The organism is Dyella sp. PARNA 12/25 (assembly GCF_055702865.1).
In genome coordinates this window covers 157107-170381 of record NZ_JBVQCI010000002.1, presented here as the reverse complement: position 1 = coordinate 170381, position 13275 = coordinate 157107, and the positions used below count along the sequence as shown (strand labels likewise).

Annotated in this window: 15 protein-coding genes; all 15 read right to left on the bottom strand. The window is 63.5% G+C overall.

The genetic code is table 11. From position 1 onward, the window contains the following. Nucleotides 1–25: 25 nt before the first annotated feature. Nucleotides 26–1081, bottom strand: a complete 1056-nt coding sequence (gene metX, locus AC0GUR_RS05350) for a homoserine O-acetyltransferase MetX (RefSeq protein ID WP_472876860.1) — start codon at nucleotides 1079–1081, stop codon at nucleotides 26–28. A 44-nt stretch (nucleotides 1082–1125) separates the two neighbouring features. After that, nucleotides 1126–2184: a tetratricopeptide repeat protein gene (locus AC0GUR_RS05345; RefSeq protein ID WP_472876438.1), complete on the bottom strand. Its 1059-nt coding sequence runs from the start codon at nucleotides 2182–2184 to the stop codon at nucleotides 1126–1128. Next, complete coding sequence (locus AC0GUR_RS05340) at nucleotides 2181–2699, bottom strand: cytochrome c-type biogenesis protein (protein ID WP_472876437.1); 519 nt, start codon at nucleotides 2697–2699, stop codon at nucleotides 2181–2183. Before AC0GUR_RS05340 ends, AC0GUR_RS05345 begins: the two co-directional genes overlap by 4 nt. Next, nucleotides 2699–3241: a DsbE family thiol:disulfide interchange protein gene (locus tag AC0GUR_RS05335; RefSeq protein ID WP_472876436.1), complete on the bottom strand. Its 543-nt coding sequence runs from the start codon at nucleotides 3239–3241 to the stop codon at nucleotides 2699–2701. Before AC0GUR_RS05335 ends, AC0GUR_RS05340 begins: the two co-directional genes overlap by 1 nt. Then, a complete protein-coding gene (locus tag AC0GUR_RS05330) occupies nucleotides 3238–5211 on the bottom strand; it encodes a heme lyase CcmF/NrfE family subunit (RefSeq protein WP_472876435.1) in 1974 nt (657 codons plus the stop codon). The genes AC0GUR_RS05335 and AC0GUR_RS05330 overlap by 4 nt, the downstream gene beginning before the upstream one ends. Further along, nucleotides 5208–5675, bottom strand: a complete 468-nt coding sequence (gene ccmE / locus AC0GUR_RS05325; protein ID WP_472876434.1) for a cytochrome c maturation protein CcmE — start codon at nucleotides 5673–5675, stop codon at nucleotides 5208–5210. Before ccmE ends, AC0GUR_RS05330 begins: the two co-directional genes overlap by 4 nt. Before the next feature lie 22 nt (nucleotides 5676–5697). Then, on the bottom strand, nucleotides 5698–5901 hold the full coding sequence (ccmD, locus tag AC0GUR_RS05320) for a heme exporter protein CcmD (protein WP_472876433.1): 204 nt from the start codon (nucleotides 5899–5901) through the stop codon (nucleotides 5698–5700). Then, nucleotides 5898–6707 (bottom strand): heme ABC transporter permease, encoded by an 810-nt coding sequence (locus tag AC0GUR_RS05315; protein ID WP_472876432.1) that lies wholly within the window; start codon nucleotides 6705–6707, stop codon nucleotides 5898–5900. The genes ccmD and AC0GUR_RS05315 overlap by 4 nt, the downstream gene beginning before the upstream one ends. Before the next feature lies 1 nt (nucleotide 6708). Beyond that, on the bottom strand, nucleotides 6709–7395 hold the full coding sequence (gene ccmB / locus AC0GUR_RS05310; protein ID WP_472876431.1) for a heme exporter protein CcmB: 687 nt from the start codon (nucleotides 7393–7395) through the stop codon (nucleotides 6709–6711). After that, nucleotides 7392–8042: a cytochrome c biogenesis heme-transporting ATPase CcmA gene (gene ccmA, locus AC0GUR_RS05305; RefSeq protein WP_472876430.1), complete on the bottom strand. Its 651-nt coding sequence runs from the start codon at nucleotides 8040–8042 to the stop codon at nucleotides 7392–7394. Before ccmA ends, ccmB begins: the two co-directional genes overlap by 4 nt. A gap of 120 nt (nucleotides 8043–8162) precedes the next feature. Then, nucleotides 8163–8582: a DUF3293 domain-containing protein gene (locus AC0GUR_RS05300; protein WP_472876429.1), complete on the bottom strand. Its 420-nt coding sequence runs from the start codon at nucleotides 8580–8582 to the stop codon at nucleotides 8163–8165. Continuing rightward, on the bottom strand, nucleotides 8575–9975 hold the full coding sequence (locus AC0GUR_RS05295; protein ID WP_472876428.1) for an FAD-dependent oxidoreductase: 1401 nt from the start codon (nucleotides 9973–9975) through the stop codon (nucleotides 8575–8577). Before AC0GUR_RS05295 ends, AC0GUR_RS05300 begins: the two co-directional genes overlap by 8 nt. Nucleotides 9976–10228: 253 nt before the next feature. Continuing rightward, the gene (phbB, locus tag AC0GUR_RS05290; RefSeq protein WP_472876427.1) at nucleotides 10229–10990 is read right to left on the bottom strand and encodes an acetoacetyl-CoA reductase; all 762 of its coding nucleotides are present in this window, start codon (nucleotides 10988–10990) and stop codon (nucleotides 10229–10231) included. 97 nt (nucleotides 10991–11087) lie between these two features. Further along, nucleotides 11088–11573: a polyhydroxyalkanoate synthesis repressor PhaR gene (phaR, locus tag AC0GUR_RS05285; protein ID WP_472876426.1), complete on the bottom strand. Its 486-nt coding sequence runs from the start codon at nucleotides 11571–11573 to the stop codon at nucleotides 11088–11090. Nucleotides 11574–11702: 129 nt separating this feature from the next. Next, nucleotides 11703–13256 carry a DHA2 family efflux MFS transporter permease subunit gene (locus tag AC0GUR_RS05280; protein ID WP_472876425.1) on the bottom strand — a complete coding sequence of 518 codons (1554 nt, stop codon included), beginning with the start codon at nucleotides 13254–13256 and terminating at the stop codon, nucleotides 11703–11705. Nucleotides 13257–13275 lie beyond the last annotated feature (19 nt).

Sequence of the window (13275 nt, the reverse complement as noted above, 5' to 3'; positions counted from 1 at the left end):
CTGGCCGGGGCTCGCAGACGGTCGTTCAGAGTCGGGAGAGGAAGCCGCCAATGGCACGGCTGTAGTTGGGGATGTCGACCAAAAAGGCGTCGTGGCCCTGCGGCGAGTTCAGCGCCACAAATTCCACCTCGGCGCCCGCGGCGCGCAGCCCTTCGGCGATCTGTTCCTGCTGTTCCAGCGGGAACAGGATGTCGGTGCTGACACCGATCACCATGGCCTCTTCGATGCGGATGCGCTTGAGGCCTTCCGCGATGCTGCCGTCGCCATATTCGGCGATATCGAACCAGTCGCTGGCACGCGAGAGGTACAGGTAGCTGTTGGGGTCGAAGGTGCGCACGAAACGTTGCGCGTGGCCCTGAAGGTAGGACTCCACTTCGAATTCGAAGCCGAACGGATTGTCGTCGCGATTCTCGGCGTCCAGGCGGATGCGTGCGAAGCGGCCGTTCCATTCCATCGCCGAGCGGTAAGTGATCACGCCGAGCTTGCGCGCGATGCTCATGCCGTCTTCGGGATAGCTGGTCTCGTCGTAATGGCCTTGGTTCCAGCGTGGATCAAGGCGGATGGCCTCGCGCTGCAGCGAGCGGATGGCAATGGCGAAGGGCTGCGCCTGTGGTGCCGTATCCACGCTGATGTGCGCGCGCACGCTGCCCGGGTGCAACAGCATGTAGGCCAGCGCACTCATGCCGCCCATCGAACAACCGATGAGGCAGGCCAGCTGGTCGATGCCGAGGCTGCTCACGGTGGCATGCGCGGCGTTGGCCACGTCTTCCAGTGAGAGTTCGGGAAACGCCAGGCGATAAGGCTCGCCAGTGGCGGGGTCGATCGAGGCTGCGCAGGTGGAACCTTTGTCGCTGCCCAGCGAGTTCACGCAGATGACGAACCAGCGCGAGGTGTCGATGGCTTTGCCGGGGCCGATCATGGCCTCCCACCAACCGGGCGAGGGATCTTCCGCGTTGGCGGCCGCATGTGCACTGGGCGACAGACCGGTGAGGATCAGCACGGCGTTATCGCGTGCCGGGCTGAGTTCGCCCCAGGTTTCATACGCGACGCTGGCGCCGTGGAGTTCGCCTCCGCGCTTCATCGCAAAGGGCGAGGGAAGCGCAAAGTAACGGCGCGCGTCGTGGGTCACAAATGAACCTTGTCGATGTTGATCTTGATGAGAGTGGGCGTGTTGACATCGACCACGCCAGCATCGCCTTCCAGATCACCTGCCTGGGCGATGGCCTGGCCGCTCTTGCTGATGCGGGCGCCGACGAACACACGTGCCGCGGAGGATAGTTTGAATTGGGGTGTCATGCCCATCGCGTCCGTCAGCGTCACGGTGGCGGGCAGGGCGGCGGCATCCAGCTTGGCCACGGCCAGCGGCATGGGCGGCCCTTGTTCGGCGCGCGCATAGATGAACAAGGTGTCGCCCGGCGCGAGCTTGCTCTTCAGATCAGGGGAGAGGGTGACTTGCACCTGCAGTGCAGCGCGCTTGGACTCGCCGGCGCTTTGGGCGGGCCTGTCGGTCTCGGGTTTGCTGCCACCGCCGGCACGCGCATCGGCGACAGCGATCTGTTGGGCGACGGCCTTGGCTACCGAAGAGCCGGGTTCAAGTTGCGGCTGCAGCTGGCGCCAGGTGGCGGCGGCTTCAGCGTACTGGTCGTGCTGGAACTGGCTGATGCCGAGCAGCCACAGACCATGCTGGTTTTGTGGATCCAGTTTCACCGCGCGTTCCAGCAGATCCCGCGCGCGCCCTTCAATGAGGTGATCGTCGCGCAGCAGTGAATCGGCCTCGGCCCAACCCACCATGGCGCCACTGTTGTTGGCGTCGATGCGCAAGGCTTGTTCGTAAGCGGTGCGTGCGTCGGCGGAGTGATGCATTACAGCGCTGGTTTGTCCGAGCAGCATCCAACCCTGCAGGTCATCCGGCTGCTGTGCCAGATGGGCTTTCAGCTGGTCGACGGCCTGGTCGATGCTGAGGTTGGCTTCGGCGCGCTGCACGCCATTCAGCGCTGCCGGCGTGCCGACGATGAGGTAAAGCCCCACGGCTGCCATGGGCACCACCATCGATACGCACATGGCGAGTGCGAAGATGCCGCGCGGTCGACCTTGCATGCGCCCATGGCGCACCAGCGGCAGTAGCAACAGGAGCAGCGCCACGGCGATCATCGCCGTAGCGATCAGATAAAAACCAAGCTTCACCAGTCGTCCCCTTCGTCGGCCGCCTTCTCGTCCACCGTGTTAGTGGGGGCCACGCGGCTGCGCCGACGTACGGTCACCACCACCACGGTTGCACCTGCCAGCAGGATCAGCAGCGGACCAAACCACAGCAGCATCGTGCTTGTCTTGACCGGCGGGTCGTACAGCACGAAATCGGAATAACGGTCGACCAGATACTGCTTGATCTCGTCGTCGCTTTTGCCGGCCTGCATCTGCTCAAATACTTCGTGGCGCAAATCGCGCGCAAGGTCGGCATTGGAGTCGGCAAGGTTTTCATTTTGGCAAACCAGGCAACGCAGTTCGCGCGTGAGGTTCTGGAAGCGCACTTCCTGCGCGTGATCCTTGAAGGGCAACGGCTCGATGGCTTGAGCGAAAGCGAGGCCGGCAACAAGGAACAGCAGCGCAATCTGTAGGAGCGCACCTTGTGCGCGACCCCGTGCTTGCCGCTTCGTCGGGTTATCGCGCACAAGGTGCGCTCCTACAAAAAAGCGTCGCATCACGGCGCCTCCTTGGCGAGCGCGGCGATAGCCGGCTTGAGTTCCTTCTCAATCACCTCAGGGGTCAGCGGGCCGATGCGCTTGTAGCGGATCACGCCTTTGCCATCGACCAGAAAACTTTCGGGCGCGCCATACACGCCAAAGTCGATGGCCGTGCGGCCTTCCTGATCGACGATGACCATGTCGTATGGATCACCGTGCTTTGCCAGCCACGCCTTGGCGTCTTCCGGCGCGTCTTTGTAGTTGTAGCCGATGATCGGCACGCCGATGGTCTTGCCCTGGGTCATCAGTACCGGATGCTCTTCGCCACAAGCGATGCACCAGCTGGCGAACACGTTGATGAGATACGGCTTGCCCATCAGCGCCTCGCGGCTGACCGTCTGGGTGGGATCGTCCAGCTTGGGTAGCACGAAGGCGGGCGCGGGCTTGTTGATCAGCGGCGAAGGCACTTCGCGCTGGTCATGTTGGGTGTTCCACCAGATGCCAAAGCCGAACAGCACCACCAGCAGCATGAAACCGAAAAACGGCACCAGGCGACTCATGCACGCGTCTCCTGCAGGCCGGCGGCGGGTGTGGCCTCAGTTTCTGCAACGCGCTTGGCGCGGAAGCGGCGATCCGCAGCGGCAAAGAAACCGCCGAGCATCATGAACAGGCCACCCGCCCAGATCCAGCGCACGAAGGGCTTGTCGTAGAGGCGCAGCGCCCACGCGCCATCCGGCTGTTTGCGATCCATCGGTTCACCCAGCGCCACGTACAAGTCGCGCGTGATGCCCGGGTTGATGGCCGACTCGGTTTGCACCTGGCCGCGTGTGTAAGTGCGCTTTTGCGGGTGCATCACAGCTACTTCGCGACCATTGCGCATCACCGTCACCGTGCCCTGATCGCCTTGCCAGTTCGGCCCCTGCGTCTCGTGCACGCCGTCGAAGCGGAAGTCGTAGCCGCCGACACTTTCCGTCTGGCCCGGCGACATGCGCACATCGCGCTCAACACTCAGCGCGTTGGTGAGCATGACGCCAGCAAGGAACACGCCCACGCCGAAGTGGGCCAGCAGCATGCCGGCCATTTCTGCCGGATAGCGGCGGCCCGCCGGCATCTCGCGCCAGCGCTTGAACACGTAGAGCAGGGTGCCAAAGCCACACCACACCGCTGCCGCGGTGCCAGCGATCGCCTTGGTTTCGCCGTCGGTAAGAAACGCCGCAACGATGGCACACGCCACAGCGGCAAGGCCGGCGCGCCACAACACGCTCTTGAGTACGGACACTTCGCCCTTGCCCCAGCGCAAGTACGGGCCAAATGGCAGCAGCGCCACTATCGGCAACATCAGCAGGGTGAACAGGAAGCCGAAGTACGGCGGGCCCACTGAGATCTTGCCCAGGTTTAGTGCGTCGCCAATCAGCGGGAACAGCGTACCCAGCAGCACCATGGCGGCCGCAACCGTGAGCATGAGGTTGCCGATCAGGATGGCGGTTTCACGCGATACCACGCTGAAGGGCTTGCCGCCTGCCACCTTTGGCGCACGCAACGCGTACAGCAACAGCGAGCCACCGACAACCACCGCGAGGAAGCACAGAATGAACAGGCCGCGCTTCGGATCCGAAGCAAACGCGTGCACCGAGGTCAGCACACCCGAGCGCACCAGGAAGGTGCCGAGCAGCGAAAGCGAGAACGCGAAGATGGAAAGCAGAATGGTCCACGCGCGCAGGCCGCCGCGTTTTTCCGTCACGGCCTGTGCATGGATCAGCGCCGCGCCCACCAGCCAGGGCATGAAGCTGGCGTTTTCCACCGGATCCCAGAACCACCAGCCGCCCCAGCCCAGTTCGGCATAAGCCCACCAACTGCCTGCCACGATGCCGGCCGAGAGGAAGCCCCACGCCACATTGGTCCACGGCCGCGCCCAGCGCACCCAGGCCTGTTCCAGTTCGCCGCCGAGCAGGGCGGCAATGGAGAACGCAAACGCCACCGAGAAGCCCACGTAGCCCATGTAGAGCACCGGCGGGTGGAACGTCATGCCTGGATCTTGCAGTACCGGATTTAGGTCCGCGCCATCGACCGGCATGGGTAGCAAACGCATGAACGGATTGGAGGTGAAGATGATGAAGGCGAGGAAGCCCACAGCAACCAGCCCGAGTACACCTAGCACGCGCGCGACGAACACCTCGGGAAGGTGCCGGCTGAACGCTGCAAGCGCGAGCGTCCACAGATTCAGGATGAAGATCCACAACAGCAGTGAACCCTCATGCGCGCCCCACACCGCCGCAATGCGGTAGTACCAGGGCAGGGCAAGATTGGAGTTGTCGGCGACGTACTGCACCGAGAAATCAAATTGCAGGAACGACCACACCAGCAAGACGAAGGCCATCGAGACGAACACGGCCTGTCCCGCGGCAGCCGGGCGTGCCACGGCCATCAGCGCGCGATTGCCGCGCCAGGCGCCGATCAGCGGCAGCACGCCCTGCGCAAAAGCCAACAGCAGGGCAAGGATCAGGGCGAGTTGGCCGAATTCCGGTGTCATTGCGGCTTGTCCTGTCCGGCAGCTTCGTCAACCGGCTTGCCTTGGTGGGCTTTGGCCATGGCGTCCTTCAACTCCTTCGGCATATAGGTTTCGTCATGCTTCGCCAGCACTTCGGTGGCGATAAAGCGTGCGTTATCCATATGGCCGGTGGCGATCACCGATTGGTTGTCGCGGAAAAGGTCCGGCAAAATGCCAGTGTACTCCACGGGCATCGAGCCACTGGCGTCGACGACGGTAAAGGTGACCTTGAGCGAATCGGTGCTGCGTTGAATGGAGCCCGCTTTGACCATGCCGCCGAGGCGGAACGTCTTGTAGCTGTTGGCCTGGCCGGTTTGCACCTGACTCGGGGTAAACAGGTAGTTCATGTTCTGCTGCAAGGCGAACACCGTCAGACCCACCGCGACAACAGCCGCTGCGACGACGAGAAGAACAATGGTGAGCCGGCGTTTGCGAGTCGGGTTCATAGAGAGCTCGTGCAGGAATCGCTCAAGGCGACGCAGGGGTACGTTGTTGCTGGCGCGCGCTCTGTCGCGCCATCCGTGCGCGAAGCTCGCGCAGGTTGCGGCGGCGGCGCAGGCCGGGGCTGAGATAGTCGGCGGCCAGCACGATGAAGAACACCGCGAAGGAGGGCCATACATAGGCGGCGTAACCACCCATGGCGAGGAAGTGATCCCACGAGAACGGGCTCATCGGCCAGCCTCCTGCTCTGCCGCTCCTGCGCGTCCTGCGCTCGCGGCACTAGCATTTCCGTATGCGTCGGCGATCTGACGCACCCAGTCTTTGCCGCTTTCCATCGACAACAAGTCGGTGCGCACTCGACCGAACAGGCTCGCGATGTAATAGAACTTGGTGGCCATCATCATGGTCAACAGCGGCCACAGCATGTCGCTGCTCATCTTCGAGGGGCCGAGAATGCGCACCGTGGAACCCTGGTGCAGCGTGTTCCACCAGTTCACTGAGAAGTGCACGATGGGCACGTTGATGATGCCGATGATGGCGAGAAACGCAGCGGCGCGTGCGCCCTGGCGACGATCTTCGAACGAATGGTACAGACCGATCACGCCGAGGTAGAGGAACAGCAACACCAGTTCCGAGGTGAGTCGCGCATCCCACGTCCACCAGGTGCCCCACATGGGCTTGCCCCACAGCGAACCGGTGACCAGGGTGATGAAGGTGAAGGCCGCGCCGATCGGCGCCGATTCCATCGCGACGACTTCGGCCAGCTTGATGCGCCACACCAGCGAGATGAAGGAGGCGACCGCCATCACGCCGTAAATGAACAAGCTCATCCATGCACAAGGCACGTGGATGAAGATGATGCGGTAGGCGTCGCCCTGCTGATAATCAGCGGGCGCGAGTACCAGGCCGCCGTACAGGGCGATGGCGCCAAGCAGGAGGGCGAGGCCAAGGGCCCAGGGACGCAACACGCCAGCGAAACGATAGAAGTTAGGCGGTGAGCTGAGCTTGTGCACCCACAAGGGGATCCAGTTAGCCATCTTATGCGTCCAAAGCAATGCGGAGGGCGGCGGCACAGGCCAAGGGGGCCAGCACTAGCGCCATGACCAGCGCAGCGCCCAGCCAGGCGATGGGCGCAAGCCACGGCAGCCCCTGTTGAGCCGCGGCGACAGCGCCGGCGGCAAAGATCACCACGGGTACGCAAAGCGGTAGCAGCATCAGCGCCAGCAGCATACCAGAGCGTCGCGTGCCGGCCGTGAGCGCTACCAGCACGGCGCCGAGCAGGCTCAGCAGCGGCGTGGCCAGCAGCAATGAGTACACCAGCACCGGCATCACGGCAGTTGGCAGGTGCAGCATGCCGGCGAGCAGTGGCGCCACCACGATGAGCGGCAGCGCCGTGGTGACCCAGTGCGCCAGAATCTTCATGCCCAGCATCAGTGCCAGGGGCTGCGGCGCCATCATCAGCTGTTCCAGCGAGCCGTCTTCGATATCGCTGCGGAACATGGCATCCAGCGCGAGCAGCATCGCCAGCAACATGGTCACCAGCACGATGCCACCGGCAATGCGCTGCAGCAAGGCATCTTCCGGGCCCAAGGCAAATGGGAACAGGGTGATGACGATCAGGGCGTACAGCACCGGCATGACGATATCGCCACGGCGGCGCCAGGCCAGGGTGAGGTCGCGGCGCAATACGGCGGCGCAGGCGGAGGCAAGCGTCGCGTGGCTCATGCGTGCATACGTACCCGTTTTGGTTCGCCGTTGAGAAAGCTCACTGCGCCGTGGCTGGTCACCAGTGCGGCGCCACCTTCCGCGGCATGCTCGCGCAGCAGGCGATTGACCAGCTCGATGCCAGTGCGGTCGAGATTGGCGTAAGGCTCGTCCAGCAACCACAGCGTGGCAGGCAGCAGGAGCAGGCGGGAAAGAGCTGCGCGTTTCTTCTGGCCGGCGGAAAGGCGGCGCACCGGTTCGTCCTCGTAACCCGTCAGGCCGATATCGATGAGCGCACTGGCGACGTCGCGACCCTGGCGCATGCCATAAGTGCCTGCAGCAACCGCAAGGTTCTCGCGCGCACTGAGATCGGATTTCAGCCCGAGGTGGTGGCCGAGAAACAGGGTGTCTCCAAGATGTTCGATGCGCCGCCATGGCAGGCCACGCCAGCGAAGCTCGCCTTCATCGAGGTGCAGCAAACCGGCCAGGATGCGCAGCAAAGTGGTCTTACCGCTGCCGTTGTCGCCTTCGACCAACGCGATTTCGCCCTCGCACAGGCTGAAGTCCAGGGGGCCGAATACCGGTTCGTCCTGGCGGAAGAACGACAGCGCCCGCGCTTCCAGCAGGAGGTTCTGCGGCGTCGGGGCGGTGGCTGACAGGGCATTCATGACGCGATTGTCCGAAATGGCCGACGGGCTTGTCCATGCGGCGCGGTGCCGCCAAGGAGATGGGGCGTGGGCGGGTGAGTCAGCCGGGTTGAGTTGGGGTTGTTTCGGAGCAGGTCCTGGTCATCCCCGCGAGGGGATCAGGCGCAGATGAGCGACCCCCTTGCTATCACCGTATACATAAGCGTTTTGCCCGAACGCGCGGCCCAGGGCATCGAGATCGGTGGTCGATAGGCCAACGACAAGCAGGCTGCGCTCATGCCACCCGTCGCGACCCACGCCGACAGCCGCACGTACGGCGCGAATCCCTGAGTATTGCTTCAAATGCTGCAGCAATTGCCGTTGGGTGAGTCGGTTTTGCGGCAGCGCCATAGGCTGCGAACGGGGGTTCCATGCCGTGATGAATCCCCAATGGTGGAGACCCACCAAGTCATGCAGCGCGTCAGGCAGCGGCTCATCGACCCGGATACTGGCCCAGCCGCCGCTGACCAGGCGCACCCGATAATCGGTGGCCCGATAGGCGGCGAGCAGCGCTTCATCCATGCAGATCGTCGGGCAGCGGCGGCAGGGTGGCGCGTAGTGCGGCGGCCGCCGCTTCCAGATCGACCGAGCCCGCTTTCGTAGACCCCCGCAGTAGCTGTTCAAGCAACTGGTCCTGCGCGCGCCCGCGCTCGTAGGCGTAGGCATAGGGCAGGTGGGTGAAGGTGACCATGCGGTAGCGCGCCATGAAATGTTGCGGCGCGCGTTCGGCGAGCAGGGCGCCGAGTTCGCGCTTGGCGAGATAGTGCGGGTCGGCCACCGAGTCGCGCATCTCGATGTAATTCTCCAGCGCCATCGCCGCGATCGCGTCACTGTTGGGCTGACGGATGCGCTGGAATTCGGCGAATACCTCGGCCGTGTCGTTCGGCGTTTCGGCCAGCAGTGAGGCCAACACCACGGTGTCTTCGAAGCCGCAGTTCATGCCCTGACCGTGGAACGGCACGATGGCGTGGGCAGCGTCGCCGACCAGCAAGGCGCGTCCTTCGAGATGCCAACGTTGCAGATAAAGCGTGGATAAGGTGCCGACAGGATGGCCGTCGTAATCCCCCGCAAAATCGGGAATTAACGGCAGCAGATCAGGGAAGTCGTCCTGGAAGAACGCGCGCGCGGCGGCAGCATCGGGCAGCGTGGCGAAGCTGGGGTGTGGACCTTGCGCCGGCAGAAACAGCGTGACCGTGAACGTGCCTTCGGTGTTGGGCAGTGCAATGCACATATAGCCGCCACGCGGCCAGATATGCAGGGCATGTGGCTCAATACCGAACTGATCGTGCCCACCGCTGTGGGTCACGAGAGCTGCCGGCAGCGTACCTGCCGATGGAATCTCCAGCTCTTTGTAGGCGTGGCCCAGGCCCTCGATGCGCTCGCCCAGCGGCGCATGCTTGTCCATCGCGGCCCGCAGCGCGGAGCCGGCACCGTCGGCGCCAATCACCACCGGGGCATCGATATCGCGTTCTGCACCCTGTTCATCGGCAAGGCGGATGCGGCCCCCATCGAAGTCTGCGCTGACCAGTGACTGGCCGAAATGGAAGCGTACGCCGGCGGCTTCCGCGGCATCCAGCAACAACATGTTGAGGGCGCCGCGCGAGACTGACCAGATGACCTCACTGTCGTCCACGCCGTAGCGTTGCAGGCCAGAGCGTCCGTCGCGGGTGTGCACCATGCGTCCGCGCATCATCACCGCGCGTTGAAGTACGTCATCCGCCAACCCTGCCTGCCGCAGTGCGTGCAGGCCACGTTCGGCCAGCGCGAGGTTGATTGAGCGGCCGCCGACGAAACCGGCGATGCGCGGATCAAGGCGCTTCTCGTAGACATCTACCGCAAAGCCACGTCCAGCGAGCTGCTGGGCAAGCAGCGCGCCAACCAGGCCGCCGCCGATAAGGGTGATGTGCTTCGCCATGGAGCTCCGCTATGAGTTGGCAACACGTAAGGTGCCAAGAGTAGCGGGTCAGAGGGTGGTGGGGCGATGCGCAGTGCGGCACAACACGCCACTGTACCTTTTCCAATTCGTCATCCCCGCGAAGGCGGGGATCCAGTGTCTTTTGGGCACAACAAAGTCGCCGGATGACCAGCTTCGCTGTTGTAAGGCGCTTCCCGCCTTTGCGGGGATGACTTTCCGATGCGGGCTCGCGGAGAAGTGCGGGGTGGCTTCCTCAGAAACTCATGAAGTACCCGCCGTTGACCGGCAGGTTCGCACCCGTGATGTAGCCCGCATCATCCGCAGTAAGGAAGGCAACCGCGCGTGCGATGTCCCCCGGTGAACCCAGGCGGCCCACCGGAATATCCGCAATGATCTGCTCGCGAATATCCTGCGGTACGGCAGCCACCAGCGCCGTATCGCAGTAGCCCGGCGAAACCGTATTCACCGTAATGCCCTTGCGCGCCGTTTCGCGGGCCAGCGCCATGCCGAAGCCATGCACGCCTGCCTTGGCTGCCGAATAGTTGGTCTGGCCGAACTGGCCGGTCTGCCCATTCACCGAACTGAGGTTGACGATGCGGCCGAAACTGCGCGTGCTCATGCCCTCGACCACGTTGCGGCACATGTTGAACACGCCATCGAGATTCACCCGCATCAGCTCGTGCCACTGCTGTGGCGTCATTTTGCGCAGGCTGGCATCGCGGGTGATACCGGCGGCATTGACCAATATGTCCACGCTGCCGTGCTCCGATTCCACCCGGCCAATCAGTTCGGCGCAGTGCTCGAACTGACTCACATCCACGGGTTCGAAGCGAATCGCGCCATTGAGGTCTGCTACTTCACGCTGAAAGGCATGCAGCCGTTCTTCGCGTGCCGGAAGGTCCACCGCAATCACCTGGCGGCCGGCCAGCGCCAGCTGGCGGCAGATCTCCGTACCCAGACCACCAATGCCGCCGGTCACGATGGCAACGCGCGGCTTACGGGCAGACAGACTCATGTGAAGGACTCGTGCACATGCCGCACGGCAGCACGTGTTGTGCTGCAGCGGCGAATGGATGGAAAAGGCCGGCGCTGCGGCAGCGCCGGCGGGAGGCTTAGCCCGGCTTCTTGCCGGTGCGCGGCGGCGTCTGCGCCTGCGTGGCCGTGTCGAGCAGGCCGCGCTGCATGTTGCGCCAGGCTTCCATGTTGCGCTCGGTCAGGTCGTTGAGCATGGACCAGGGCGTCTGGCCCAGCAGACTGTTGAGCTGCGTACGGAACTGCTGCTGCTGGTCAAGGAAGACCTGCAGGCTGCGTTCCAGATACGGGCCCATGAAGCCCTGCAACGAGTCGCCGTAGAAGCGGATGATCTGGCTGAGCAGCTGGGGCGACAGCATCGGCTGCCCCTTTTCCTCATGCTCGGAGATGATCTGCAGCAGCACCGAGCGAGTGAGGTCCTCCCCACTCTTGGCGTCGCGGACCTCGAAAGTTTCGCTATCCAGCACCAGCTGTCGGACTTCCTCCAGCGTGATATAGCTGGAGATCTCCGTGTCGTAGAGCCGGCGGTTCGGATACTTCTTGATGATGCGGATAGTTTGTGCCATGCGGCACAAGCTAGCAGAACGTATTGCGCCGCACCAGTCGCCCAAGTGGTATCCGTTGCTGCACTGGTTGGCGCAGCAATGCCCATGGGATCAACCACCTGCTGCAACAGGCTTTAGGGCAATCAGGCCCTAGTGCCCTGCGGCGCCTCCCGCGCTGCCAAACGGCGGTTTGGCCAGCCAGATCACCGGGATCAACAGCACAAACAGCACCGCGCACAGCAAGAAAATGTCGTTTACGGCCAGGGTGAGCGCCTCCCGGTTCACCAGTTGATCCGTGACGCCTAGCGCCTGGGTTGGGCTGAAGCCGCCGCGGGTAAGGGTCTGGATCACGCCGGTGGCGGCGGGGCTGGCCGGGACGACGCTCTCGGTCAGGGTGGCGTGATGCAGGATGCCCCGGTGCTGCCACAGGGTCACGGTGACGGCGGTGGATACGCTCGAGCCCAGCGTACGGAAGAAGTTGGCCAAGCCGCTGGCACTGGCGATTTCTTCAGCCGGCAACCCGGCCAGGTAAATCTGGTTGAGCGGGATGAAGAAGCAAGGGATGGCAATGCCCATGATAAAGCGCGGCCACACCAGCGTTGAAAAGGAGGCCGAGCTGTCAAACATGGAAAACCAGTAGGACGTACCGGCGAACACCACGAAAGCAAACGTCACCACCGCACGCAACTCCAACCGGTGCATGTTGCGGCCCAGGATCGGGGACAGCAGGAAGGCCAGAATGCCCACTGGCGCCGTGGCAAGGCCAGCCCAGGTGGCGGTGTAACCCAGCGTGATCTGCAGCCACAGCGGGAACACCACGTTGATTCCGAAAAACGCAAACATGCCCAGTGAGAGGGCAGTCACGCCCGCCGTGAAATTGCGCTTGCGGAACAGGCTGAGGTCCACCACCGGGTGCTTGGCGTGTAGCTCCCACACCACCAGGAAGACCAGGCAAATCAGGGCGGTCAGGCCCAGGGTGACGATCAACGGCGAGGAGAACCAGTCGTGGTCATTGCCATTGTCGAGCATGAACTGCAGGGTGCCCACGCCCACGACCAGCAACACCAGGCCAACCGCGTCGATCGGAGATTGGAAGGTTTTGGTTTCGCGCTTGCGCAGCAGGGTCCAGGTGATCACGCCGGCCAGCACACCTACCGGCAGGTTGATGTAGAAGATCCACGGCCAGGAGAAATTGTCGGTGAGCCAGCCACCGAGAATGGGGCCGAAGATCGGCGCTACCACCACCGTCATCGCCCACAGCGCCAGCGCAATGCCTTGCTTGGTCTTCGGGTAACTGGCGAGCAGTAGCGTGAGCGACAGCGCCACCATCGGGCCGGAACCCGCACCCTGCATCAAGCGGGCGAATACCAGCATCGGCATGGATGTGGCCAGGCCGCACATCATGGAGAACACCACGAACAGGGCGACCGACACCACAAACGTTCGCACTTCACCGAAGCGTCGTGCGATCCAGCCGGTCAGCGGCTGCATGATGGCGCTGGCGAGCGAGTAGGAACTGATGGTCCAGGTGCCTTCGCTGGCGCTCACGCCCAGGCTGCCGGCAATGTGAGGTACGGCGACGTTGACGATGGTCATGTCCAGCACCTCCATGAAGGTGCTGAAAGCGACCGCGATGGTCAGCATGACCAGCGCGGTGCCGTGCAATGGCGGCAGCGGCTTGGTGTCGTTGGGTGTGGAGGCCATATCGGGCTCGTTGGGCAGA